The organism is Shewanella sp. FJAT-52076 (genome assembly GCF_019457455.1).
Classification (GTDB): domain Bacteria; phylum Pseudomonadota; class Gammaproteobacteria; order Enterobacterales; family Shewanellaceae; genus Shewanella; species Shewanella zhangzhouensis.
In genome coordinates, this window is sequence record NZ_CP080415.1 from 4209711 (window position 1) to 4235098 (window position 25388).

25 protein-coding genes are annotated in these 25388 nt (G+C 54.3%); 12 read left to right on the forward strand and 13 right to left on the reverse strand.

All coding sequences use genetic code 11. The annotated features are described in order from the left end of the window. Positions 1 to 117: 117 nt before the first annotated feature. Both K0H79_RS18695 and K0H79_RS18700 read right to left on the reverse strand, forming a co-directional pair. A complete protein-coding gene (locus tag K0H79_RS18695) occupies positions 118 to 3150 on the reverse strand; it encodes an efflux RND transporter permease subunit (RefSeq protein ID WP_220076841.1) in 3033 nt (1010 codons plus the stop codon). Continuing rightward, positions 3150 to 4226: an efflux RND transporter periplasmic adaptor subunit gene (locus K0H79_RS18700; RefSeq protein WP_220076842.1), complete on the reverse strand. Its 1077-nt coding sequence runs from the start codon at positions 4224 to 4226 to the stop codon at positions 3150 to 3152. The genes K0H79_RS18695 and K0H79_RS18700 overlap by 1 nt, the downstream gene beginning before the upstream one ends. A gap of 508 nt (positions 4227 to 4734) precedes the next feature. Between K0H79_RS18700 and K0H79_RS18705 the strand changes: the two genes are divergently transcribed. Further along, complete coding sequence (locus tag K0H79_RS18705; protein ID WP_220076843.1) at positions 4735 to 5010, forward strand: hypothetical protein; 276 nt, start codon at positions 4735 to 4737, stop codon at positions 5008 to 5010. Between the two features lie 483 nt (positions 5011 to 5493). Here K0H79_RS18705 and K0H79_RS18710 read toward each other — a convergent pair whose 3' ends face one another. After that, positions 5494 to 6420 carry a DMT family transporter gene (locus K0H79_RS18710; protein ID WP_258405438.1) on the reverse strand — a complete coding sequence of 309 codons (927 nt, stop codon included), beginning with the start codon at positions 6418 to 6420 and terminating at the stop codon, positions 5494 to 5496. A gap of 109 nt (positions 6421 to 6529) precedes the next feature. On the opposite strand from K0H79_RS18710, the gene K0H79_RS18715 reads away from it, so the two are divergent. Continuing rightward, entirely contained in the window at positions 6530 to 7012 is a 483-nt protein-coding gene (locus tag K0H79_RS18715; RefSeq protein WP_220076844.1) for a MarR family winged helix-turn-helix transcriptional regulator, read from the forward strand. 1005 nt (positions 7013 to 8017) lie between these two features. Here the strand turns inward: K0H79_RS18715 and K0H79_RS18720 are convergent. Both K0H79_RS18720 and K0H79_RS18725 read right to left on the reverse strand, forming a co-directional pair. Beyond that, on the reverse strand, positions 8018 to 8320 hold the full coding sequence (locus K0H79_RS18720; RefSeq protein WP_220066118.1) for a hypothetical protein: 303 nt from the start codon (positions 8318 to 8320) through the stop codon (positions 8018 to 8020). An 81-nt stretch (positions 8321 to 8401) separates the two neighbouring features. Next, positions 8402 to 9148 (reverse strand): transporter substrate-binding domain-containing protein, encoded by a 747-nt coding sequence (locus K0H79_RS18725; protein WP_220076845.1) that lies wholly within the window; start codon positions 9146 to 9148, stop codon positions 8402 to 8404. A 247-nt stretch (positions 9149 to 9395) separates the two neighbouring features. Here K0H79_RS18725 and K0H79_RS18730 point away from each other — a divergent pair, with 247 nt between their 5' ends. Further along, complete coding sequence (locus K0H79_RS18730; protein ID WP_220076846.1) at positions 9396 to 11579, forward strand: OsmC domain/YcaO domain-containing protein; 2184 nt, start codon at positions 9396 to 9398, stop codon at positions 11577 to 11579. Positions 11580 to 11665: 86 nt separating this feature from the next. Here the strand turns inward: K0H79_RS18730 and K0H79_RS18735 are convergent, their stop codons facing one another. The 5 genes from K0H79_RS18735 to K0H79_RS18755 all read right to left on the reverse strand — a co-directional run bounded on the left by K0H79_RS18735 (position 11666) and on the right by K0H79_RS18755 (position 16627). Further along, entirely contained in the window at positions 11666 to 12064 is a 399-nt protein-coding gene (locus K0H79_RS18735) for a thioesterase family protein (protein WP_220076847.1), read from the reverse strand. Positions 12065 to 12179: 115 nt separating this feature from the next. Next, positions 12180 to 13973, reverse strand: a complete 1794-nt coding sequence (locus K0H79_RS18740; RefSeq protein WP_220076848.1) for a long-chain fatty acid--CoA ligase — start codon at positions 13971 to 13973, stop codon at positions 12180 to 12182. A 179-nt stretch (positions 13974 to 14152) separates the two neighbouring features. Then, positions 14153 to 15394, reverse strand: coding sequence for a hypothetical protein (locus tag K0H79_RS18745; RefSeq protein ID WP_220076849.1), 1242 nt, complete (start codon positions 15392 to 15394; stop codon positions 14153 to 14155). Continuing rightward, a complete protein-coding gene (locus K0H79_RS18750) occupies positions 15391 to 16245 on the reverse strand; it encodes an ABC transporter ATP-binding protein (RefSeq protein ID WP_220076850.1) in 855 nt (284 codons plus the stop codon). Before K0H79_RS18750 ends, K0H79_RS18745 begins: the two co-directional genes overlap by 4 nt. Before the next feature lie 10 nt (positions 16246 to 16255). After that, complete coding sequence (locus K0H79_RS18755) at positions 16256 to 16627, reverse strand: GntR family transcriptional regulator (protein ID WP_220076851.1); 372 nt, start codon at positions 16625 to 16627, stop codon at positions 16256 to 16258. A 90-nt stretch (positions 16628 to 16717) separates the two neighbouring features. On the opposite strand from K0H79_RS18755, the gene K0H79_RS18760 reads away from it, so the two are divergent. The 7 genes from K0H79_RS18760 to K0H79_RS18790 all read left to right on the forward strand — a co-directional run bounded on the left by K0H79_RS18760 (position 16718) and on the right by K0H79_RS18790 (position 22801). Further along, the gene (locus tag K0H79_RS18760) at positions 16718 to 18241 is read left to right on the forward strand and encodes an alpha/beta hydrolase (protein WP_220076852.1); all 1524 of its coding nucleotides are present in this window, start codon (positions 16718 to 16720) and stop codon (positions 18239 to 18241) included. 3 nt (positions 18242 to 18244) lie between these two features. Continuing rightward, positions 18245 to 18979 carry an ATP-binding cassette domain-containing protein gene (locus K0H79_RS18765; RefSeq protein WP_220066126.1) on the forward strand — a complete coding sequence of 245 codons (735 nt, stop codon included), beginning with the start codon at positions 18245 to 18247 and terminating at the stop codon, positions 18977 to 18979. Continuing rightward, positions 18976 to 20112: an ABC transporter permease gene (locus K0H79_RS18770; protein WP_220066127.1), complete on the forward strand. Its 1137-nt coding sequence runs from the start codon at positions 18976 to 18978 to the stop codon at positions 20110 to 20112. The genes K0H79_RS18765 and K0H79_RS18770 overlap by 4 nt, the downstream gene beginning before the upstream one ends. A gap of 78 nt (positions 20113 to 20190) precedes the next feature. Next, positions 20191 to 20403: a hypothetical protein gene (locus tag K0H79_RS18775; protein ID WP_220076853.1), complete on the forward strand. Its 213-nt coding sequence runs from the start codon at positions 20191 to 20193 to the stop codon at positions 20401 to 20403. 173 nt (positions 20404 to 20576) lie between these two features. Next, positions 20577 to 20759, forward strand: coding sequence for a hypothetical protein (locus tag K0H79_RS18780; RefSeq protein ID WP_220066129.1), 183 nt, complete (start codon positions 20577 to 20579; stop codon positions 20757 to 20759). 161 nt (positions 20760 to 20920) lie between these two features. Then, positions 20921 to 21346 (forward strand): Hsp20/alpha crystallin family protein, encoded by a 426-nt coding sequence (locus K0H79_RS18785; protein ID WP_011761686.1) that lies wholly within the window; start codon positions 20921 to 20923, stop codon positions 21344 to 21346. Between the two features lie 516 nt (positions 21347 to 21862). Further along, the gene (locus K0H79_RS18790; protein ID WP_220076854.1) at positions 21863 to 22801 is read left to right on the forward strand and encodes a GGDEF domain-containing protein; all 939 of its coding nucleotides are present in this window, start codon (positions 21863 to 21865) and stop codon (positions 22799 to 22801) included. Positions 22802 to 22819: 18 nt separating this feature from the next. Here the strand turns inward: K0H79_RS18790 and K0H79_RS18795 are convergent, their stop codons facing one another. Beyond that, complete coding sequence (locus K0H79_RS18795; protein ID WP_220076855.1) at positions 22820 to 23257, reverse strand: DUF6491 family protein; 438 nt, start codon at positions 23255 to 23257, stop codon at positions 22820 to 22822. 157 nt (positions 23258 to 23414) lie between these two features. On the opposite strand from K0H79_RS18795, the gene K0H79_RS18800 reads away from it, so the two are divergent. After that, on the forward strand, positions 23415 to 23747 hold the full coding sequence (locus K0H79_RS18800; protein WP_220076856.1) for a co-chaperone YbbN: 333 nt from the start codon (positions 23415 to 23417) through the stop codon (positions 23745 to 23747). Positions 23748 to 23817: 70 nt separating this feature from the next. Here the strand turns inward: K0H79_RS18800 and K0H79_RS18805 are convergent, their stop codons facing one another. Beyond that, complete coding sequence (locus K0H79_RS18805; protein ID WP_220076857.1) at positions 23818 to 24144, reverse strand: hypothetical protein; 327 nt, start codon at positions 24142 to 24144, stop codon at positions 23818 to 23820. A gap of 294 nt (positions 24145 to 24438) precedes the next feature. Here K0H79_RS18805 and K0H79_RS18810 point away from each other — a divergent pair, with 294 nt between their 5' ends. Beyond that, positions 24439 to 24678: a hypothetical protein gene (locus K0H79_RS18810; RefSeq protein ID WP_220078207.1), complete on the forward strand. Its 240-nt coding sequence runs from the start codon at positions 24439 to 24441 to the stop codon at positions 24676 to 24678. A 50-nt stretch (positions 24679 to 24728) separates the two neighbouring features. On the opposite strand, the gene K0H79_RS18815 is transcribed toward K0H79_RS18810, so the two are convergent. Next, entirely contained in the window at positions 24729 to 25334 is a 606-nt protein-coding gene (locus K0H79_RS18815) for a DUF2238 domain-containing protein (RefSeq protein ID WP_220076858.1), read from the reverse strand. Between the last annotated feature and the right edge of the window lie 54 nt (positions 25335 to 25388).

A 25388-nucleotide genomic window follows, 5' to 3' on the forward strand; every position in this document is an offset into this window, starting at 1 on the left:
CCTTTGAAAGCCGGGATAAATCGCCACCCTTATGCCTTCTAAAATGCAGTGCCACTGATAAAAAAGCGCCCCTCGAAGGGGCGCTTTAGTCAGTTATTCCGCCAATATCAGCAAATATCAACGAATGCGGAACATGGCGCCATACAGCAGTGGGATCACCACCAGCGTCAGTATGGTGGCAAACAAAAGACCAAACATAATGGTCACCGCCATGCTCTTGAAGAAGGGGTCCATCACCAATGGGGCAACCCCCAGAATCGTGGTTAAAGCCCCCAATACCACAGGCCGCGCCCGGCTGACCGACGCCTGGATAAGCCCTTCAAGTGCGGGTAGGCCGGCGCGAATTTCGTTGTCGGCCTGGTCCACCAGCACAATGGCATTTTTCACCATCATACCGATAAGGCTCAGGAACCCGAGGATAGCCATAAACTCAAACGGCGTGTTAAAGGCAACCAGTCCCACCACAACCCCGATGATGGCAAGCGGCACAGTAAGCCAAATCACCAGTGGCTGGCGAATGGCGTTAAACATAAACACCACCGCCAATATCATCGCGGCAAAACCGTAGGGTGCCGAGCCCACCAATCCCTCGTTGGCATCCTTTGAGGCCTTGTGTTCACCGTACCAGTTAAGGGAGTAGCCCGGCGGCAACTCAATCGACTCAATCGCCCCGCGGATTTGGTTAAAGGCATCGTTGGTCAAAATCCCCGGCGCCGGATCCGCCTGCACCATGATGGTGGGCTGGCGGTCGATACGGCGGATCATGGCATCCTGCCACTCAACCCGAATATCATCGGTCAGTTCACTGATGGGGATTTGACGTCCAGCGACAGGGCTGTATACCTGCAGGCTTTCAATGGCTCGCTGATAATTACGCTCCTCCTGCGGTGCCCGCACCACCAGCGGAATGAGTGAGTCGCCCTCCCGATATGCGCCAATAGTGGTACCGGTTAACAACTGCGCCAGCGCCTGATTGAGCTCAACGCTGGTCAGGCCCATCTGCTGGGTCAATGCCGGATTGTACACAGGCACCAATACCGGCACCTGTTGCCGCCAGTCATCCTGCACCGCAATCAGATTGGCATCGTTTAACATGGCCACCTTGGCCTGCTCGGCAAGCTGGCGCAGGACCTTAGGATCTGGGCCACTGAATCCCGCCTCAATTTTTTTGCCACCGCCACGGCCAAGCATGAATTTCCACACCTTGACGGAGGCATCGGGGTATTTTTCTGAGAGTTGCTGCTGCAGCTTAACCACCAACGCCGCAATGTTCTGATAATCATCCACATCTATAAGTAGCTGGCCATAGGCCGGGTTACGTGGTTCTGGGGAGTAAGTCAGCATAAATCTGAGACCTCCGCCGCCGGTAAAGCTGGTAATGCCGGTCACGGCCGCCTCTTTGGCTACTTCATCGCTGATGCGGTTAACCACAGAATGGGTGTAGTTGATGTCGGTACCCTGAGGTAAATACACGTCCACCACAAACTGTGGCCGCTGTGATTCTGGCATAAAGCCTGGCGGAACCAGACGCATGCCAAACAGTGCCATTGCCAGCAGGCCAATCAACCCCACTCCGGTTAGGGTGCGGTTGCCAAGTACCCAAATCAGGATGGCGCGATAGGCGCCCAGAACCTTGCCCCCGTTCTGACCGGCAGCTTGTTGTTTAACCTTCAAAAACTGATGGCACAGCAGCGGAGTAATGGTGACCGAAAACACCCAGCTGAGCAGCATGGAGTACAGGATCACCCAAAACAGCGAACCGGCGTATTCGCCCATATCACTGGGAGACAAACCAATGGCGCTGAACGCAAGAATGCCCACCAGGGTACCGCCAAGCAGTGGCCATACGGTGGAATTAACCACCTCGCTGATGGCCTTATCGCGATCTTCTCCCTGCTGCAGCTTCACCAGCACACCATCGGTGACCACAATCGCGTTATCCACCAACATCCCGAGCGCAATAATCAGCGCGCCGAGGGAAATCCGCTGCATGGCGATGTCATCCATCAGCATGATGATAAGCGTACCGGCCACCGTCAGCAGCAGTACAAAGCCGATGATGATCCCGGAGCGCACACCCATAAACAGCAGCAGCACCACAAACACAATCACCACGGCCGCAATGAGATTATCGACAAAGTTTGCAACCGATGAGCGCACCGAATCAGACTGCATCGACACCACATTCAGCTCCATGCCGACAGGTCGCTGCCCTTCGAGCGCAGCAAGCCGCGCCTTGACCGCATCGCCCATTTCCACCACGTTGCCGCCGGTGATATTGGAAACCCCCAATCCAATGGCGCGCTCGCCGTTGTAATTCATGATGAGCCCCATGGGCTCTTTGTAGGCGCGCACCACATTGGCTACGTCACTGAGCAGCAAGGTCCTGCCGTTGTTGCCAAGCCCCAGGGGTAATTGTTTGAGCGCTTCAAAGCTGCTGACCGACGCCTGTGGCATTACCGCAAGGCGCATATTGCCCGCAGATAAGTCACCCGCCACTGTGACCAGATTTTGCTTTTGCAGCACAGCAAAAATTTGCTGGGCAGAAACCCCAAGCGAGGCTAGCCTTGGCGCTGAAAACTCAAGGTAAATCTCTTCCTGGCGGTTGCCGAGTATGGCTGTCTTGGCGACCCCATCTACCAGCGCCAGCTCTTTACTCAAAAAATCCACATAGTCAAACAGCTGCTTATCGCTGTAACCCTTGCCGGTGACGGCATAAAACAGCGCATATACGTCGGCAAAATCGTCATTCACTATGGCAGGCCCGGCACCGCTGGGCAGCTGGCGCTGGGCATCCCCAATCTTGCGCCTGAGTTTATCCCATACCTGATCCAGCTCGCCCTTGGTCTTGGAAAAGCGCAGGTCGATTTCGACCGTCACTTCCGACATCCCCTGCTTGGAGACCGACTTAACCTCTTTGACTTCCTGCAGTGATTGCACTGCCGACTCAATCACATCGGTCACCTCGTCAGCCACCTCCCTGGCGCTGGCGCCCGGGTATGGCGTCATGATCAGCGCCTGACGGATAACAAACTCAGGGTCTTCAAACCGACCCAGCTTTTGATAACTGATATAACCACCAATCAGCAGCAGGAAAATAATCACCCACATGCTGGTGCGTTTTTGAATGGAATAACGGGCGATATCCATCAGCGAGTTCCTTCTGCAGCCATTGGATGCACTTTCATACCCGCTGTCAGCGCCTGCACGCCAGCCACCACGACGCGATCGCCAACGCTCAGCCCTTCAAGCACTTCTATTTGGTTGCCCAGAATATTGCCGACTTTGACCGGCTTCTGCGCTACCGCATCGTCGCTGCCCACCAGCCACACAAATTGCGTGCCGGTGTTGGATGGCACCACCGCATCAATAGGCACCAAAATGGTGCTGGCTGACGCGGTTTCATCCATCACGGCAAACACCCGCGCCGACATCCCCGGCAGCAGCGCCACGCCGCTTGGGTCATCAAACCCGAGCACCACCTGATAGGTCTGGGAGACGGGGTCGGCATCCGAAGCAAAGTAGCGATAAGTCAGGTTAAAACGCTTGCCCGGTAAGCCTTCTAACTCAGCCACCGCCTTTTGGCCTTTTACCGGCTCTAAAAACAATTTAGCTGGCACGTTGATCAGCACTTCCATATCATCGGGGTTATGCAGCACATAAACCGACTGATTGGCTTGCACAGTCGCAAAGTTATTTTGCAGCTTTTGTGAAACCACCCCGGCAAATGGCGCGGTTATGGTGGTGTTTTCCAGATCTTGTCTGGCCTTGGTGACCTTATTGGCCGCCAAATCACGCTTGGCCTTCAGTTGCTCCAAATCACTGCGTGAGATCGCCTGTGAGGCTTTAAAAATCTTATTGCCGCGCTCGTAATCGGCATTGGCCTGATTAAATTCAACCTCGGCAGAGCTCAGCGCCGTTTTCAGCTCTTTGGGATCCAAGGTGGCCAGTACCTGTCCACGGCTGACCTTGTCGCCTTCCTGCACTGTCATGGTTTCGAGTTTGCCAGACTGCCGGAAGGCCAATTCGGCTCGCTGCGCACTGCGTACCACACCGGTAAAGCTGGTCTGCGACACGCCCTGCGGCTGTAAGGTGAGTATGATGGCTGGCCGCGACACGGGTGCCGCTGTCGTCGGTGTCGCAACCTTGTCGCCGCAACCGACAAGCCAGCTGACAACAAAAATAGAAAGCGCAGATAAAGCAAACCGTGCTGATGTGGATTTCATGGGGAGTTCCCTTAATTGTCAAAATTCCCAAAAGCCGGTGGCTCAGGCAAAGTCGGAATGGATTATTCAGAATGGCGCAGACCCGGTCTGGCAAGCGGCAAAGGATTGAAACCGCTCTGTAAAGGGAATGCACTGCATGCTCAAACAATCACCACCGCTGGGACGAGTTAAGCATATCGCGCTAAGTTTACCAATCTGCATAATCAAAGATCGGTAAACTCTCGTCATTCTCAGCCTGACATAGTAATTCTGTGACATAAATACGCTGAATTACGCACTCTGGTCATCCCCCAACATCTTATACAATAGAAACGGTAGATAAGGTTAGTTTGAATTTGGCGTAATCCACAAAAATCAACAGGACATTGCCCGTGATATCGGTTCTTACGCCTAGCCTGCTTAGTTTCCACAATGCCTGCCGGCCGTTGTGCCAACAACCTTGCGCCGGCACAGTACATAACATATCTTTGACTCAAATTTATGTCGTCTTTAAGTTCGGGTGGGATTTATGGCTGTATTTGCTATCAATGAGACGCCTACAAAAGGGATTGAAGAGCCGACCCTATGGGCTCAGGCATACTTCACAACCGTAGAACACATCGCTCGCTTTGTGGATCTGCCTGCTCAGTCGTTGAAGCGCCCTGAACGCTTAAAGCAGACAAAAATTCAGACTCGCCTGAAAGAAATTCATGCCCTACTGCGTCGTGTTCGACCTTGGTTTAATCCGATCATGCTGCCTGGGCCTGGTACATCGGAGAACCGCTTTTTGCCTTTGGGCAGCTGACTCCTGCCGAGGTTGTGAGGCTCTTTCAGGATTCGGGCATCGTATTGTTAAACGATTGGGTCACTGAGCGTGTACTTGGAGGCTTTCAATAGTTCACTCCTTTAAAGACTTGCTCCATAACATCGTTACTAAGGACACAATTGAGTAATCAAAGGTAGGGTTTCGAATACAAAATCTAGCCTTTGGCTTGTCCCTCTCATTATGGAAAGGTGCAGGATCTCCAGCACTTCAATCCCAAAGACTGTCCCCCCCTTTTCTTATAGGATGCCAGAAAGCATAGTTCGACGGTTTAATCCCCATAACATGCTGGCACAGATAGATAGTGAACGCCTGACCATAAAACTAGGAAATCATAACCTTTCGGAAGGGTCTATAACCTCAGCCCTATTATGAAAATGTAGTAAAATTACAGATTGCAATTAACCCTAAAATCATGAGGCGTAACTCATGAATCGATTTGTCAACTTATGGGTTTGCTTTATGTCAGCTTATGGATTTATGCCGTCCGTAACTCGCTGATTTCTTGGCGGTACCTATGTCAGGTTTTGGTTTTCGCGACAGCCACAGACTGGGTAACAGTGAAGACACTATCATACCGGCCATCAGCATGTACTGGGTGTGGCTGTATTGCTCACCAATCAGCAGCACCCCCAGGGCAATGCCCGTGATGGGGTTGGCAATGCCACCAAAGGTAAAGTCGACAATACTCATCCTCTGCATCAAAAACACATACAGACCATAAGCAAGCACAGTGTTGAAGAGCACAATCCAGGCGATGCCGGCAAACTCACGGCCACTGATACCATCTGCCACAGCCGCAAATCCGCTTGGTGCGATCAGCCACTGACCGGTACTGACCAACGCCAACAAAGCACCACCCAGAATCAATTGCCACACCAGCACGTCCCACCAATGTAGCCTGCCACTCAGGGTTTGGGTCATACGACTACCCAAAATGATGCAACTTATTGCGGCAAACATGGCGGCAAGTCCTACGGGATTCAGTGTCAAGCTGGCGGGGTTAAAGAGCATTAATCCCAAAACCAACAACAAGACGCCAGCCAATATCTGTGGCCCTGTAGGCTTATGCTTTAGCACCAGAAACTGGAAGATCATCGCAAACAGGGGAACGGACACCATGCCCACACCCGAGATAGCCGATGGCAAGGTATGGGCCATGACAAAAATCAAACTGAAGAAAAGTGCTATGTTCACAGCCCCTAATTTCAGCAGCGCCAACCCATGATCACGGACGGGAAACTTAGGGCGAAAACACCAGAGAATTACCCCCGCTGGCAGAGCGCGAATTGCCCCCAAAAGCAGGGGCGGCCAGTCGGGTAAAGTGTATTGCGTCACCCCATATGTGGTTCCCCACAGGGCCGCAGTCAATAGGGCTAAAATTATGTTCATACAAAGTATCTTTATATTGAGACTGTTTTCAGGCTAACGCAGAAAAAACTTTTCGTAAAGTATCTTTATGCTAATATACTTTTATACCAATGAAAGTATGAGATTTTATATGGACGCCGTAGATAAAATTCTGGCGCAGTGGGCAAAAGAGAAACCCGACATGGATACCCTTTCCATGGGTATCATGGGCCGCCTGGCAAGACTCACCAAACATCTGGAGCAGGAAATTGCGCTTTGCCATAAGGCCTATAGTCTCAAACCCGGCGAGTTTGATGTACTCGCCACCCTGAGACGAAGCGGTGCTCCCTATCGGCTCACACCGTCGGATTTGCTGTCTGCCATGATGCTCACATCCGGTGCCATGACCAACCGACTCGACCGCTTGGAAGCGAAGGGGTTTATTGCCCGGGAGCACTGTCAGAAAGACAGACGCAGTGTCGAAGTTTGTCTGACTCCCAAGGGAATTTCAACCCTGGCGCAGGTACTCTCGCGTCATGTCGAGACGCAAAATCGGGTGCTGTCCAAGTTAAGCCGGGATGAGCAACTGCTCCTCAGCCGGCTATTGAAAGATTGGCTTGCTCATTTTGAGTAAGTGTCGTCGGGATCCACATTCACGGCTCAGATTATCAGCGGCATCCGGAACTGTTCGTTACGTTTTGCGCTTAAGCGCTCATGACCTGACTTACAAACAGAGGTGTTAAGCGCAACCTTTGAGTCTTCTCTTTTATTTAAGCCGCTGGCACCGACCCAGAATCCGGCTTAGTCCCCCAAAGAGATCAGCACACCTTCCGCCCCCTTACCACCGGGCTGGCATCCGTGAACCACGGACAAAACCGCGCGGATACCTCCTCTGGCATATTGGCAAAAACACCTCAAAAAACGATAGGTGGAGATGTGCTGCACACCGCACCACAGATAAATATCTCTCACCCATTAAGCTTTGACCTCTTCTTTACATCTGTGTTGCTCAGGCAAAATGGCGCCAGGCCAGGTGTGAAATGGCATTAGGCCCTGCATAGCCCGAAGGCTCATTCAATCGCTTGCGCTGGGACTTGAGCTTGGGCCTGAGTGGTCAAATAGCACTAAAGACTCTGGCACGGGCACGGTAGGCCAGTCCGAAATTTACTGAGGTTTCACGCTAATTCCATCGTTCCAACTTCGCCAGAACGACACCAAATAAAGCATCCATAAAATCATCAAATAAAACAATATTAATTAAAAACAGCGCTTTAACTAATGACCAATGATTAAATAGATGAAATACATTGCTCCGTAAACAATGCAAATCATTGAAAAGTCATCTAACGCCTACCCATTGCACCAGATGGAACTACAGCACTTAACAGACAGCAAATCACCGAATCGAAGGAGGTATCAGGTCGATTGTCAGTTTTTTATTTGGGTAATGGAACACATGCTCACGATGTCTGGAATGCAACAAACGGAAGTCGCGGATTGAAGGCCTCGCTCCACAGGCACCTCAGAAACACCTTATATGACCTAACGATAATAGATGAAAGTAAATCACCAGCTATACGGGGTAATGCCATCCAAACCTGCCGGAATCAACCAAACAGGAATGGCCGCAAAAACAGACTCAGGAGAGTTTCACTCCGTATTTTTTGAAGTACCAAAAGATGGCTGGCAGCTCGAGTACAAAGTAGCTGACCAGAGTAAACCAGAACCAATTCACCTCAGTAAAAAGCAAATTAAAGGCTGCACCTGTACCCCAGTATTTCATCCCCACTGTCAGCAAGGCCAACCCGGAGGCGCCCAGGTCGCAGATGGAAATACGTTGAAAATCGCTGCCTGCAACTCTGGGATATACCAAGCCGTAAGCCAACACTATGATCGCCAGATTCAGTAATACAACTGCCAACTCGGGCGTAAAACCGCTCATACCACACTCCACCAACTGCTTATGGGTCCATCATACTCCCCGGCATGGTGATAAAGCCACGTCATACGCCATTAGAACGGATTAAGGACTGCCGCTGGCTTCCAATGCCTGACGACGATAGGACTCAATTAACCCTTCACGGGTCATGCTTCCCAACACCTTTTCCAGGGGTTTGGCCAAGGCAGCATTCTTGGGGTGCAGTATGGGGTAGCCGTAAACTTTTTCCAGCACACCCGCCATTTTCAGATTCGCGTGGGGAAAGGCGCCGCTGGCGAGCAGCGACATCACGTCGACCTCCATATCCACGTACACATCGGTTCTGCCGGCGAGTAATTTTCGAATCCCGGTTTCCCAGTCATTGGCGATGGAAAGATTTTCCGGCTTGATGAGAGGCACGAGGCGAGTCTCAGCCAATACAGAGCCACGGCGGTATTCCACTCTTAGGTCGTACAGGGCCAGATCTTCCCACTGTTGCAGGACCAAGTCCTCCCTGGTGGTTAACGCTGCCACATTGCTCCATGCCACCGCCACAGGCACCAAAATCAGGTTGGGATGCAGCACGATAAAGTCTTGGGTTCGGGCGAGATCGCCATCGACAGCACCCTGTGCCAACAAAAGTTCGCCTCGCTTATCCGGATATATACGGACTTCGTATTCCTTGCCGAGTCGCTTAAAGGCTTCGTCATACACCAGTTGCAACCATTTATAGCCGCTGTTGTTTTCGTCCCTGGCATTAATAAACACCAGTGGCGCCTCTTCGCCCCTGACACCAAAACACAGGCTGATAAGCACGAGCAAGATTCCATAAAACCCGCGAATTTTTGCCACTGTTAACCCCTTGGTATTCCTTACTCTCGAGTGGTTGGCTGCGCCATCTTGGGCAGGGCCTCAAGCCTGTTCTCAGTATAGGACGCCTTATCGCAGCGCTGCGGCAAACTTCCTCCTCTTTTAACCTGATTTGTGCCTGCACAATTAACCCAAGACTAATGGGGCAAAAAAGCCGATAATTGCGCTAATTTTTAGGCGGTCTTGCCGCAGGGCAACTGCATTTGCCCGCAACATCTGGAATTATCCCATGGAAATCAAAGTTAATTTTCTCGATAACCTGAGACTCGAAGCAAAATTCGACGACTTCACAGTGGTTGCCGACCAACCTATTCGCTACAAGGGCGATGGCTCCGCCCCCAGTCCGTTCGACTACTTCCTGGCTTCTTCCGCCCTGTGCGCTGCCTATTTCGTTAAGGTGTACTGCGTATCGCGGGATATTCCCACCGAAGGTATCCGCCTGTCGCAAAACAACATCGTTGACCCGGAAAACCGCTATAACCAGCAGTTCAAGATTCAGGTGGAATTGCCAGAGAGCATCAGCGACAAAGACCGCGAAGGCATTCTGCGCTCCATCGACCGCTGCACCGTGAAAAAAGTCGTCCAGACTGGCCCCGAGTTTGTTATCGAAACCGTGGAAAACCTCGACGAAGACGCTCAGGCCATGCTGATGGTGACGCCCGATGCCGACCACAGCACCTTTATTCTGGGTAAGGATCTGCCACTGGAGCAGACCATCGCCAACATGACCACCAAACTGGCGGAGCTGGGGATGAAGATTGAAATCTCCAGTTGGCGCAACCTGGTGCCCAATGTCTGGTCGCTGCACATCCGCGACGCCGCCTCGCCCATGTGTTTCACCAACGGCAAAGGCGCCACCAAAGAAAGCGCCCTGTGTTCGGCACTGGGTGAGTTTATCGAACGCCTCAGCTGCAACTTCTTCTATAACGATCAGTATTTTGGTGAAGAAATTGCCAATGCCGAGTTCGTGCATTATCCCAACGAAAAGTGGTTCCCACTGGAAGAGGACGACTCGCTGCCCGCAGGCCTGCTGGACGAGTATTGCCTGGATATTTACGACAACGATGGCGAGCTTTGCGGTTCACATCTGGTGGACACCAACTCGGGCAACTATGAGCGCGGTATCTGCGCCATTCCTTACACCCGCCACAGCGATGGCGAGACCGTATATTTCCCCTCCAACCTGATTGAAAACCTGTTCCTCAGCAACGGCATGAGCGCAGGCAACAATCTGGCCGAAGCCAAGGTACAGTGTCTGTCAGAAATCTTCGAGCGCGCGGTTAAACGCCAAATTATCGAAGAAGAAATTGCCCTGCCGGACGTGCCTAAAGAGGTGCTTGCCAAGTACCCCAGCATAGTGGCGGGTATCGAAGCGCTGGAGGCTCAGGGCTTCCCGGTGGTGGTAAAAGATGCCTCCCTCGGCGGCCAGTTCCCGGTAATGTGTGTGACCCTGATGAACCCACGCACCGGCGGTGTATTTGCCTCCTTTGGCGCCCACCCAAGCCTCGAAGTGGCGCTGGAGCGCAGCCTCACCGAGCTGCTGCAGGGCCGCAGCTTCGAGGGTCTGAACGATGTGCAAAAGCCGACCTTCAACAGCATGGCGGTGCAGGAGCCGGAGAACTTCGTTGAGCACTTTATCGACTCCACCGGGGTGATCTCCTGGCGCTTCTTCAGTGCCAAACACGACTATGAATTCGTAGAGTGGGATTTTTCCGGCACCAATGAAGAAGAATCCGCCGCCCTGTTCGGCATCCTCGAAGACCTGGGTCTTGAGGCCTACATCGCTGAATTCACTGCCCTTGGCAGCGCCTGCCGCATTCTGGTGCCCGGCTACTCAGAGGTGTATCCGGTGACCGACCTGATTTGGGACAACACCAATAAGGCATTGGATTTCCGCGAAGATATCCTCAACCTGCATCGCCTGAGTGACGATGAGCTTGCCGATTTGGTTGAGCGCTTAGAAGAGAGCGAGCTGGATAACTACACCGACATCATCACCCTGATTGGTATCGAGTTCGATGAAAACACCGTCTGGGGTCAGCTGACCATTCTCGAGCTCAAGCTGCTGTGCTACCTGGCGCTGGGCGAGCTTGAAGCGGCCCAGGAACTGACCGAGACCTTCCTGCAGTACAACGACAACACGGTAAAACGCGGCCTCTTCTATCAGGCCATGTCGGCAGTACTGGAGATCAGCCTGGATGATGAGCTCGCGCTGGAAGACTACCGCCCTAATCTCACCCGCATGTTCGGCGAAGAGACCATGGATGCGGTCATCGGCTCGGTGGAAAGTTCAGTGCGTTTCTATGGCCTCACCCCAACCAGCACAAAACTGGAAGGACTGGATCGCCATCAGCGTTTGATTGAAAGCTACAAGAAGCTGCACGCCGCCCGCGCCAAACTGGCGGGGTTGTAATTCGCAGTTCTGCGTTACTGACGCAGAACCGGACATCAAAAAGCCAACCCCTTGGGTTGGCTTTTTTGTTGGCAAGGAAACTGACGTCAGGCGGTGAGGTAGGCGCCAAGCAACTCGCGGATATCGGCGGGAATCGCCACGCTCTTTTCGGTCTGGTAGTCGTAATGCACCAGGGTGGTTTTGGCTTCGGCGGTCATCTTACCGGCCTGAAAACTCTGCTGCAGCACTTCAAAACTGGAGTTACCGATACGGGAGATGCGGGAAACCACCTCAACCTGCTTGCCGTAATAGGTGGGCGCCGTAAAAGCGATGGTGAACCCGGCCACAATCAGGTTCCAGTGGTTTAGGTCCAGCTCGGGATTAAAGATGGCAAAAATCGGCTCGCGGGCGGCCTCAAACCAGACGGGGATCACCGTGTTATTGATATGGCCCAAACCATCGGTTTCGTTGAATCTGGGCTGAATGCTGAGGTCAAACTGTGCCATAGGTTACTGTTCCTGTTGGATTTTGATTCTAATAGGCGCCAACAGTATATCAGGCTCTCAAGACCATGACAGAAAATAACAGGCCGCCAGAAGGCGGCCTGTTATCTCATTGGGTTCAGTTGCCGTACATGGCACTGATTTCCCGCTGATACTTGTGATAAATCACCTTGCGCCTCAGCTTCAGCGTAGGGGTAATCAGCCCCGACTCCGTAGTGAAGGCATCTGGCAGCAGGGTAAACTTCTTGATTTGTTCAAACCCGGCCAGCCCTTCCTGCATCAGCTTAAGCCGGACTTCAAAGTGCTCCAGCACGTGGCTGTGGCGGATAAGTTCCAATGGGGATTCGTACTTGAGCCCTTTTTCCCCGGCCCAGGCTTCCAGCGCCTCATAGGCTGGCACAATCAGCGCTGTCACATAGTTGCGGGCATCGGCAATCACCGCCACCTGCTCGATAAAGGGGCAACGACCCACAACACCTTCCACCCGCTGGGGTGCGATGTATTTGCCGTTACTGGTCTTCATCAGCTCCTTGATACGATCGGTAATAAAGAGGTTACCGGCCTCATCCAGTCGCCCGGCATCACCGGTTTTAAACCAGCCATCGTCAAAGGCGCTGGCGGTATCTTCGGGGCGCTTGTAATAGCCGGTCATCACGGTATCGCCACGGACCAGAATTTCATCGTTTTCACCGATGCGGATTTCCACCTCGGGCAAACACTGACCGTTGGATCCGGGCACCCGGTTATCCAGGGTATTACAGGTTACCGTGGCCGTGGTTTCGGTGAGACCATAACCACAGAGCACGGGCACATTGACCGCATTGAAAAAGGCGCCCACATCGGTGTTAAGCGCCGCACCGCCACAGGGCATAAATTTTAGTCTGCCACCCAGCACGTCACGGATCTTGCTGCCCACCAGTTTGTCAGCCAATCTGGCCTGCAGGGATAACAACAAGCCACCTTTGGCGCGGCCCTGAGCCACTTCAAAGCGGCGCCCACCCACTGACATGGCCCAGGCAAACAGGGCCTTGCGGGATGCCGGCGCCCGGGACAACTTGTCCTGCACCGCACTGTAGACTTTTTCAAGGAAGCGGGGCACCACACACAGGGTGTGAGGACGCACCGCCGCTATGGCTTCTTTTACGCGATTGGTGTCGGTCAGGTACACATTGCAGCCGCCGCGGCCAAGCACATAAAAACTCCATGCGCGTTCGAATATATGGCTCAGTGGCAAGAACGCCAGCGACACATCACCTTCGGTAAAGGCCAGGCGTTTGTCGTGCTGGCGAATGGTGGACGCTATGGCTCTGTGGGGCAACATCACGCCCTTGGGCTCCCCCGTGGTGCCCGAGGTGTAGATAAGTGTCAGCAAGTCAGCCAGATTGGCCTGCGCCAGGCGGGTTCCCAACTCCTTGGCCGCTTCGCCATCGGGTGCAGACATCAAAAGCTGGCTCAGGTGGAAGTCATTACCATGGACCAGGGTCACAGCGTCATCAAACACCACTATCGACCTGAGCTGTGGGCACAGAGCACGCAGCTCGCAGGCAAGCCCATAGCGCTCGGCATTGTCCACAAACAGCCAACTGGCTTCGGCATCATTGAGTATGTAAGCCGCCTGCTCGAGGGTACTGGTGGGATAGATGGGCACGACCACGGCGCGGGCCTTGAGTGCGGCCACATCGGCAACCGTCCACTGTGGACAGTTGTTCGACATAATACCCACCCTGGCCTGCACGTCCAACCCACCGGCAATCAATTGCATCGCCAGACTGTCACTGCTGTGATCGAAGGTCTTGCGGCTGACAGCATCCCAGGGAGCGGCCGTTTCGAAGCCTTTCAGGGCGATGGCATCGGGATTTTGTTGAGTCTTGGCTTTGAGCAGCCTGACCAGATGAAATTGCTCGAGTGACATGAGTTACCTGCCTGATAAACCGGGGACCTTGCAGCCACTTTGGCTTACAACTGTTCCTCTTTTTGGCGGCATTCTAGCCCAAGGCACACACAAAGGTAAGAGTTATTACTCTAAAATTGTCGAAAGAGTGAGCGCCACCCATGGAGTTTATGGGTGGCACAGTCGTGGGTTAAGGAGGATTATGCCCTTGGCAGACGTCCTGCGGTGGCCCGCATCAAAAGCAGGCTAATCACCACAAGTCCTGCATTTACCGCGAGCCACAGCCCGCTATCTATCTCACCTTTGAGGCTGAATCGAATGGCAACATCCACGGTCACCAGAGGTAAAATCATCAGTAACATCAGTGCTGTAGTATGCAAACTGTTACGACAGAATACCCCAAGAGCCATTATCAGCGCCGCCCCCCAGACGGTGGCCAGAATGGTGAGCAGCCACAGCCAAACGGGTAAGGCAAACAGGCCAATTGCCACGGCAGCGGTCAGCGCCATGCTAAGCGCTGTCAGCAGTAAAAAACGCAGCTGAGCGCGATAGTAGCGCTGACAAAAATCATCCCAGCCCGAAAACAGCGGCAGCATCAGCAGGCCATCCACTGAATGCCAGCGCATGGTGCGGGTCCAATGGGCCATGGCGCTCATCATCACCGAAAACTGTACCCACAGGTGCAAAAAGCTGGTGTCGCTGCCCTTTATTTTCAGCAGCACACTGACGAGCAGTGCCATCACAGGGATTAACAGCAAAAAGGCGTTAATGGCCGGGCCACCGAAATAACTGAAGGGGAACAACCAGGCATCCACGGCCCTGGTTGGTTGCAACCATCGCCAGCTTGGCAGGAAAAAACCACCGGTGGTCATACCGTTACAGTAAATACTCACAGCGCCACGCTGCCATTGGGTATGCCACAGCCTGGCATCCAGCCATATCCAGGCCAACAACGCCAGTGGCAGGGCCAGGGAGTTAATAATGGGCGCCAACGCCAGCAGGGGTTTAAACAGCACTATGGCAAAAAAGGCCACCATGGACAGATAAAAGTTGCCGGGGCGGCGACTGCAAAGCCATAAAAAGCCAGCGCCAAGCAGTAGTGCCAGACCACCGTAACCAAGGGGCACATCCAGCCATACCCAGCTGGCCAGGATGATAGCCACACTGGCACCTATCAGCGCCAATGACTGTTGGCGTACCATGGCCTTAAAACCGGGGTTAATCAGGCTCCATTCGGCGGCGTGCAGGCGGTTCCACTGCCAGGCGATAGCGCTGGAAAAGCCGATGATTGCAAAGCTCAACATAAAGCCCGCCTCGTCGATTTTGCCCAGCACCAAGGCCATGGGCACAAACACCACAGCAAACAGGGCTCCCATACCAATAAAGCTGGCGCTGCCAACGTCTTTACACCAGAGCGACCAAAAGCTTGTCAGGGCTCTCATGGGTGCAGCTCCATAAAGAGCTGCTCCAGATTCACAGTGTCCACGCCCAGCAGCCCGGGGAAGGATTCACCGCCGAAGCCATCCACCAGCACCCGGTTACCCTGTCGCCCAAGCACCCGATAAGCACCCGGCAACTGGCTGCCTTCGGCCAGCGTCAGCAAGCGTACCGATTCACGCACCGCGTCCAGCTCACCCATAATAAGCAACTGGCCGTCTTTGAGCAGCGCTACATGACTGGCGACCCGCTCCAGATCTGAGGTGATGTGGGATGAGAAAATGACCGCCGACCCCGACTCCAGCGCCAGCTCAAAAAGATCGCCCATAAAGCGGCGACGGGCAGATGGATCAAGGCTCGCCACCGGTTCATCGAGGACCAACAGGCTTGGACGGTAGGCCATGGCCATGATGATGGCGAGCGACTGGCGCTGCCCCACGCTGAGGCGATTTACCTGCGCCTTGGGGTCAAGACCGAAGCGCTTCATCCAGCTCTGCTCAAGCTTTGGGTCCCAATCGGGGTAAAAACTGGCATGCAGCGACAAGGCCCGCTCAACACTGAAGCCTTCGTAGCCATAGTGTTGCTGCGGCACATAACCAATGCGGGCCTTGGTGCTGGCCGAGAGCGTCGCAGGCGCTTGTCCAAGGGTGCTGATTTCGCCTTCATCGGCGTCCATCAGGCCGAGGATACAGCGCATCAAAGTAGATTTACCGGCGCCATTTTCCCCCAGCAGCCCCACCACCATGCCGCTTTCCAGGGTGAGATCCACGCCATTTAATGCCGTCTTGTCACCGAAGCGTTTTCTCAGTCCCCGGATTTCAAGCAGCGGGCCATCGTTCATCAGTTCCATGTCCATCCTTCAGGCCTCATTGCCAGATGCTGTCGAGCAGAGATTTAAGTTCATCAAGGTCTACGCCCAGTTGTCGCGCCTGCTGACAGAGCTTTTCCAGCTCAGGCGTCAGCAGCTGCGCCCCCGAGGTGGCGTGGCTGCCGCTGCTCTCAGCCACCCGGGTAGCCTGACCACGTCGGCGCTCCAGATAGCCCTGATCCACCAGCTGCTGGATGGCGCGCGATACCGTCATGGGATTGACCGCCAGATATTCCGCCATCTGGCGCACAGACGGTAGCACTGTCTCCGGGGATAACTGCCCAGAGACTATGAGTCTGACTATCTGCTCGTGCAACTGCCGGTAAATCGGCTCGCCACTCGAGGGGTTGACATTGAGGAGTTCTAACATTAGCCTTGAATCACTGTATTAATACATTGATACACCGATACACTATAAACTAACACAGTCGGCCAGGATTGCAAAAAGGAAATAGGTCTTATGAAGCTAAGGAATTTACGCCAACTTGCCCACAAGGCTCCCCGGCTTGCCGGTGCAGCCCTGTTGGCGATGATGGCCTTGAAAAGCCATGCCATGGCGACAGACATACTGGAACGCCCGGCAAGCAACGGGCCACAGAGCTGCTATCTGAAGGACATCTCCGATCGCGCCCTGTGCGGCCTGGTTACAGTACCGGAAAACCCCGCAAAGCCCGATGGCAAACAAATAGATATCCACTACGCCGTCTTGCCTGCCATCAAGCCCAGCTTTCCCGGTGAGGCGTTTCTCGCCATCGCAGGTGGCCCCGGCCAATCCGCCATCGACAATGCCGCAGGTTTTAACAGCATGTTCCGCAAGGTGCGTCAGACCCGTGACATACTGCTCATCGATCAGCGCGGCACCGGTCGCTCCAACTTGCTGGCCTGCAGCGACAACGGCCTGGATCCCCTGGCCATCGACGATGAAAACGCCGACATGATTGCCGAAACCCGCGCGTGCCTGGCTACCCAGGAGGCCGATATCAGCCAGTATGGCAGTGTCACTGCACTGAGCGACTTCGAAGCCGTACGAAAGGCTCTGGGTTACCAAAAGCTGCACGTTTACGGCGTGTCTTACGGCAGCCGCATGGGGCAGCTGTACCTGCGCCACTACCCTGAGGCGCTGGCAACCGTCACCCTGGATGGTGTTGTGCCCATGCAGCAATCGGTACTGGCCATTGGTGAAGCCATTGACCGTGCCGTGGCATTGATGCTTAAAGACTGTGCCGGGAATACCGCCTGCCAGGCGCGCTTCCCGCAACTGGCCGACGAGCTGGCCGCCGTACACAACCGCCTGGCTCAAAGCCCGGTGGATATTGGCGTTAATCATCCCCTCACCGGCGAGCCACAGCAGTTTTTGCTCACCCGCAGTAAGTTTGCCGGAGTAGTGCGTTTGGCCCTCTACTCACCCACTACCCGCGCCCTGTTGCCGCTGGCCATCCACGAAGCGTCAAAAGGCAACTATCAAAGCATTCTCGGTTTGTACGGCATGACTCTGGGCAGCCTGGATTTGGCCGCCGGTATGCACAATTCCGTGGTGTGCGGCGAAGACATGCATCGCATTGATGCCGACCTGCAACAGCGCCTGCAACAGAGTTACTACGGCAAGCTGATGCTCGATGGCCTGCAAAAAGCCTGCAGCGTTTGGCAGGTGCCCACCATGGATGCTTCCTTTGCCGACGCGGTGGACACCAAGCTGCCGGTGCTCCTCTTGTCCGGTGAGCTGGACCCTGCCACCCCGCCGAGCTGGGCCGAGATGGCCATGGCGAACATGCCCAATGCCCGCCATCTGGTGGCGCCCTACTCGGGCCATGGTATCGCCCGTGAATCCTGTGCCAGTGGCATCATTGCCGAATTTGTCAGCGAAGGCGCTGTCGATGCGCTGGACACAGACTGCCTGCAAAAGGATATCCGCCGGGGTTTTTATCTCAATGCCAGTACGGTCGAGCCACTGCCTGCCGTAAGCCCTTTGGCCAATAAGGAATAAATCATGATTAAAGTGAATGGCTTATACAAAAAAATTGGCCAGGTACAGGCACTCAACAACCTTAGTTTTGAGGCCCGTGACGGTGAGATCACCGGACTGCTTGGCCCCAACGGCGCAGGGAAAACCACCTGTCTGCGCACCCTGTTTGGCCTGCTGAAGCCCGATGAGGGCAATGCCATCATCGATGGGGTTGATGTGGCCGAGCAGCCCATTATCGCCAAGCAGGCCCTGGGACTCTTTCCGGACCCCTTTGGCCTCTACGAACGCTTAACTCCTAGGGAATACATCCGCTTTTTCGCCGAACTGTCGGGCATAAATGGCCGCGCAGCCGATGAGGCCACCACCCGGGTGCTGGCTCAATTGCACATGCAGGACATTGCTGACCGTCGCTGTAAAGGCTTCTCTCAGGGACAAAGAATGAAAACCGCACTGGCGCAGGCCATTGTGCATCAACCGCGAAACATCATCCTCGATGAGCCCACCCGCGGCCTGGATGTGATGAGTACCCGGGTGCTGAGGGGCATGCTGAGTGATTTACGCGCCCAGGGACACTGCGTCCTCTTCTCCAGCCACGTGATGCAGGAAGTCGCCGCGCTCTGTGACAGGGTGATCGTGATGGCCCGTGGTGAAGTGGTTGCCGTGGGCAGCCCCGCCGAGCTGTGTGAACAAACCGGACACGCTTCTTTGGAAGAAGCCTTTATTCAACTGATTGGAACCGACGAGGGGATTGCCGCATGAAACGGATACTGACAATGCTGCGCAAAGAGTTTCTCGATGCGCTCCGGGACAAGCGCTCCGTGATGGCGGGCCTCTATTACGCCATAGGTACGCCGCTAATCATGTCTGGTCTCTTTATGGTGCTGATAAATCAGCTCTCCAGTCCGGATGACCTCTTCATCAAGATAGAAAATGCCGCGAAGGCCAAGGATCTGGTGCATTACCTCGAAAGCAAGGGCGTCAGCCACAGCGACGATGCGACTCAGGCCAAACCCATACGCCTCGTCATCGCCGAAGAATATCCGGCGCAGATGGCCAAAGGGGAAGCGGCACTGGTGACGCTGGTGGCCGACAATTCAGACGAAAAGCTGCAAAAGTCCATTCGCCGCCTGCAAGCATTGCTTCAGCAATACAGCGCCGAAATGGGCAGTCTGAGACTCATTGCCCGTGGCATTGACCCAAGGGTGGTGCAGCCCCTCAATGTGGAGCTGCAGGATGAGGCCACCGCCGACTCCAAGGGCGGCATGATCCTGGGTCTGGCCATCTTCACCATGATTTACTCGGTGTTTATCTCGGGCATGAACCTGGCCATCGACACCAGCGCCGGTGAGCGTGAGCGTAACAGCCTGGCATTGCTGCTGAGTCATCCCATCAGCACCCGCGAGCTGGTGTGGTCGAAAATCCTGGCGGTGACCGGCTTTGCCATCCTGGGGGTAGTGCTGATCTTGCTCGTGTCCAAGTTTGCCTACGCCATGGTGCCCTGGCAGGAACTGGGATTTGCCATCAATCTGGACCCCAGATTTATGTTGGTGATGCTGCTGGTCGCCCTGCCGGTTGCCCTGCTGGCCGCCAGCCTCGAGTTGGCCGTGTCCTTTATGGCCAAAACCTTTAAAGAGGCGCAGTCCTATCTCACCATGGTGCTGTTTGTGCCCCTGGCGCTGGCCATGGCCTCCACCTACCAAATCGCGCCCGACGTACTGGCCTGGCTGCCTATCTCAGGCCAGCAGCAGGCGCTGATGGAACTGGTAAAGGGCAAAGACTTGCCGATGATGCAGCTGCTGGCGACTTCGGCCGGGACCCTGGCCATCGCGCTGGTACTGGCCTTCACCATGGAAAGATCGCTCAAGAGTGAAAAGGTGGTGTTTGGTCTGTAATGGCCAATACCCCAGGTTGCCGGGGAGCTTCCCCGGCAATAACCACAGAGAAAACCTGAAATATCAAGGAGACACCTTATGGATAAGTTAACCGCAGTCACCCTGATCATGCTGGCCGCTTTCGCAGCCCAGGTCCTGACCAGTTATTTTCGAAGCCAGCGCACCCGCTCCCCAATCGACGTAAAAGCCTTGTCCGAAGAAAATTCCGCCCTCAAGGCCCGTATCGCGGCGCTGGAGGCCATAGTGACCGAACCCGGCTACGAGCTGAAGCGTGAAATCTCCCGACTCTGAGTTGAGTACAGCTTACACAGCCGGACGCAGCAATCACCACTTTATGTCCAGAGCTTAAGCCACTGCGCCGCTTTCTGACGGTTGAGGTGGGGCTGTTTGGACGCGGATGAACTGCCATGTGATACAGGCCGGACGCACGGCATTGAATCAATCAGGCATCAGGGACGACTCCAATGAAAACCAAATTCACTGCGCTGCTGTCAGCGCTTGGACCCGGACTTGCCATAGGCATAGCCTGCGGTGTTGCCATGGACAGCCTGATCACAGGGCTGGCCATTGCCCTGCCCATGACAGTCGCCATGACACTTGCCTTCTACCATTCCGCCAACGTCAAACAGCCGCCCCCTGACCGCTGAAAACCTCACTCAAGGCTGGCAATATTTCGGGACACGCCAGGCACACGAACAGGCCTTTGAAGCCTTGAAAAGCACTGGGTAAAGACCATAATTTTTCAAGGGAGATGTAGTTCTCCCCTTCGTTGAAGTGAGACAGGACGGACGTCTGTAAGGAGGACACCATGAAACTGCGTCCCTGGAATCCTGCTGAAACTTTCGACGACATGCTGCGCCGGTTTGAGCCCATGTTGCATTGGCCTACCGCCATGGTAAATGGCCAGCGCAACTGGTTACCTGCGACCGATATCAGCGAAAACGCCGAAAGCTATCAGCTGAAAGTCGAAATGCCCGAGATCAGTAAGGATGACATCCAATTGGCCGTTGAAGATGGCTATCTGGTTCTCAGCGGCGAACGCAAGTATGAGCACACCGACGATAAGCAGCATCTGAATGAGCGGTTCCACGGGCAATTTACCCGCCGCTTCCAGTTGCCTGACAACGTTGACGATACTGCCATCGATGCCCGATTCGAAAACGGCATGTTATACCTGACCCTGCCAAAGACAGAGGTCAAAAAAGAACGCTGCCAACGGATTGATATCCACTAGAGTCATGGCTCATGGTACGAAGAAAAGCGCCGCTATCGCGGCGCTTTGTTTATCCCTGATGCGCGCGTTCCTCGTATTCCAGAGCCTTGTCCCAATAGGGCGTTTCACCAAACCACTCAATCAAAAAATTTATCCCCGACACCTCGGGTCACTGCTATCGAAACTATGGGTAAAGCGACCAGATAACCGCCTCAGGGGCCAACGGATAACCTCCCGGTGGCAAACGTATCGGCCTTTGATTTACTGACATTCCACCGGTGACATTTTGCGGAACCGGGGAGCGTGCGAAAACCTGACACCACAAATTAGCGCTGTATCGACAATTGCGACCGGCGTTCTTGCCATGGAGGGCTTTGCTTGGCATGTTTGCACACATGCCAGGCTCGTTGGAAAGCGTTCCACACGGTGCCAACGCACTCGAAAATGGCAAGAATACGACTCTACTCAACGCCAGGTGGCCGGTGTTCATCCACATTTGACCGCTTGTTTACTGTTACGGCCGCCGGGGAAGATTGAATGAATGATGCCGCTCTGCTTGAGACAACCACCTTTGCCGACAGCGCCCTGTGCCTGCAGGCACTGCTGAATTCGGTTGAAGATCAGGTGGTTGTCATCGATATCCAGGGCACCATCGTCTACACCAACCTTGCTTGGAACAAGTTTGCCGAAGAGAACGGCATGACACAGGGACACAACTGGCTTGGTACCAACTACTTGCGGGTTTGCGATGGCGCGACCGAGTCATTCAGCAAAACTGCCGCAGAAGGCATCAGGCGGGTGATGGCAGGTGAAGGAGCGCAGTTTTACCTTGAATACCCCTGCCACAGCCCCACAACCCAGCGTTGGTTTATGATGCGGACGACCGAAATTGCCGGTCTGGCGTCGCGCTATTTTGCCATTGCCCATGTCAATATCACCGAGCGAAAACTGCTGGAACTGAAGGTTGCCAAGCTGTCGATGCATGACCCGCTGACCGGCCTCGCCAATCGGCGTTTATTCAACAGCTTTTTACACAACGAATGGCGCAGAAGCCAACGGGAGCAAGTCCCACTCACCCTGATTTTACTGGATTTGGACCACTTCAAAGCCTGCAATGATCATTTCGGCCATCTGGTGGGAGACGAGCATTTACAGCAGGTCAGTCAGGTGCTCTTGTCGGTGTGTCAACGCCCCACAGATCTGGCCTGCCGTTTTGGTGGTGATGAGTTTGCACTGGTGCTTGGCAATACAAACGCCGCCGCGGGGCTCGGGCTTGCCGAAAAGGTGCGCGCCGCTATCGAAAACCTGAATATCAGAATAGAAGATGGGCTGCAGCTGACGTCGAGCCTCGGCATCGCGACCCTGGAGCCGGGGCAGCAAATGGAGCAGGAACACACTCTCTGTTCCCTGGCCGACTCTGCGCTCTATCAGGCCAAAGCGGCAGGAAAGAATTGCTGTAAGCTGCTGTCCTGTTAAGCTCCTGAGATTGGCGGTTTAGTCTTCAGCAGCCTGCTTATCCAACGCCAGTAAGGCTTTATCCTGCTCCCTGTTGAGGGGATAGATGGTCTTTATCCGGCACTTTATATGCGGCTCCTGGGCTGTAAACACCGAATCAAAGCCCGCATCCAAACTGGTGGACATGGCCTGATCAAGCATCAGCGCCCTGGCAAAGTGCAGTTGCGGACACCGGGAATCCAGCTCAACCAAATACGGCTTGCCGGGACTGGTTCGCAGGATCAGATGCTTTTCCCCCAAACTGGCCCAGCTGTCGAGCCTGAAGGTATTCACTTTTTTCACGCTCTCCAGTTGCCACTGGCTAATGGAGTCGTTCACCTTCAACTCCCACTCATCACGGCTGAGACGGTTGCTTGAACAGGCCAGCAGCAAGAAGAACAAACTCATCACTGCAATGGATTTAAGCGCACTTTTCATCAGGCATCTCCCTTTGGAATACCAAGCTTTGTAGACATTCAGTGTAGCGCCAACACCGACGGGATACAGTCAGCTCATGGTGTCAAATTGCATCCAGGCCGCCTTATAAAAAATTGTGGCAAAATGCGCTATCACATGCAGATTGAGAGACTTTGACATGCTTACGCTGGAAACGCCGCAACAACTGGCCGAGGCACTTGTGCAACATCCGGGGCTATTGCTGTTGATTGGCGGAAAAGACTGCGGCGTATGCCAGGCGCTCAAGCCAAGAATTGCCACCTTGCTGGCGACAGAGTTCCCTGCCATGACGCTGGCCTATATCGATTGCCAGGCCTCAGGGGCAGTGCTTTGTGGACAGCTTGGGGTGTTCTCACTGCCGGTTGTCAGAGTGTTTTTCCATGGGGACAGTTTTGGTGAGTTGACGCGGGTGTTTTCCATGGCCGATATCAAAAACTTGCTTGAGCGGCCCTATTCCCTGTGTTTTAGCTGACGACTCTGTCTGTCACCACCGGGCCATGGGAGAGTCACGGCTCCGGCGGCATAAGCAGATTTCATAATGCTTAATCCCTCGCTGTTAGCGAAACACTATCGAATGAATCCGGCAACAAACGGCTGACCGACTCCAACGGCAGGGCTTGCATCTGCACCCGGCTATCGGCCATGGAGTCTATTGACATCGTGGGCGTCAGCGCTGAAACAGATAGGCTCTGCTCGAGGCGGATATCACTTTGTTCGCTCACCAGTCCCTGCTGCTGCGCCTGTCTGAGACCATCGCGAATATCCTGCTCCAGATGGCCGACTTCTGCACTTTGGCAAAACGGCGTCACACACAAACTGGCCAGCAGCAGGCTTTTTACGGTCAGATTTTTTATGGTCAGATGATTCATGGCAAAACTCCTTGAGTGAATTGTTCGTCCCTGTTGGACAGACTGACTGAATCAACTCCCGTGCCAAACATGTAACACACTGACTAAGATTGATTTTTTTAAAATCTAAACAAAACCGGACACTCTCCCCGGTTGTCCGTTCACCCACAACGGACACTCAAGGCTGTCCGTCCGGACAGGCGGACGCTGCAACGGACGCGCGGCCTATGCGGCAGCGTCCACTTGATAGTTAACGATTCAGCACCATATCAAAGCCATAAGGACATATTGCCAACTGCATAAGGGAAATCGACCATGGATAAGCTGCCGCTGATTGGCTTTGTCATACTCATGCTGGCTGTATTACCCTGGCTGATGTGGCGCCTGTACCGCTGGGCGAGAAATATGCCCAGGGGCGCCTACCTCTTTCTGGCATTTTTCCCGCTGATATCGCTTTTTCCCATCCCCACCGAATCCCTGAAACAGCTCGATGAGGCCAAGCAGGAGCAACGCAAAAACAAGGCCTCTCCCAGCGGAGATGGCGAAAACGACTGACGCTGAAAAGCAAAAAACCGCCCGAAGGCGGTTTTAAAGGTGCGCGGCTATCAGCCTGGCGGCTTCAGTGCCGTCAACTGGCGGTCATGCCAGCGGCTTAAACTGAGCAAGGCCACTATGGCGCCAAGTAAAGCGAAGCCCATGTCGGATTGGGTGTCCCACACATAACCCTGAGTCCCCAAAAAGGCCTCGGCGCCTTCGCCACTTGCAATGGCCACCCACCACTCGATGAGTTCGTAAAAGGCGCTTAGCGCCAGGCAGAAGCACACCACGAAGAAATTACACCAGTTGCCCCTGGTCATTACCCCCAGTCGCAGCACCAGTTCACGGGCGATCATGGCAGGGATAAAGCCCTGGGCAAAATGGCCCACTTTGTCGTAGTTATTGCGCTCCCAGCCCATGGGCTCTTTCAGCCAGTCGAACAGCGGCACCTCGGCGTAGGTGTAGTGACCGCCCACCATCAGGATCACGCAGTGAATAAGGATAAGGCCATACACCAGGGGCGTGAGAGGGAAACGCCGCTCAGTGGCCGCAAGAATTGCAAACCCAATCAGTGCGGGCACCACTTCCAAAAACCAGGTAAAGCGGTCAAATGGGCCCACCGCCGACCAGAGGAATACGGCAAAAAACACCAACAACCAAAGCATCCTTACCATGGAGAAACCTCAATTCAATCAAGAGACTTTGGCAGTGTAACCCCGAAGCGGCCG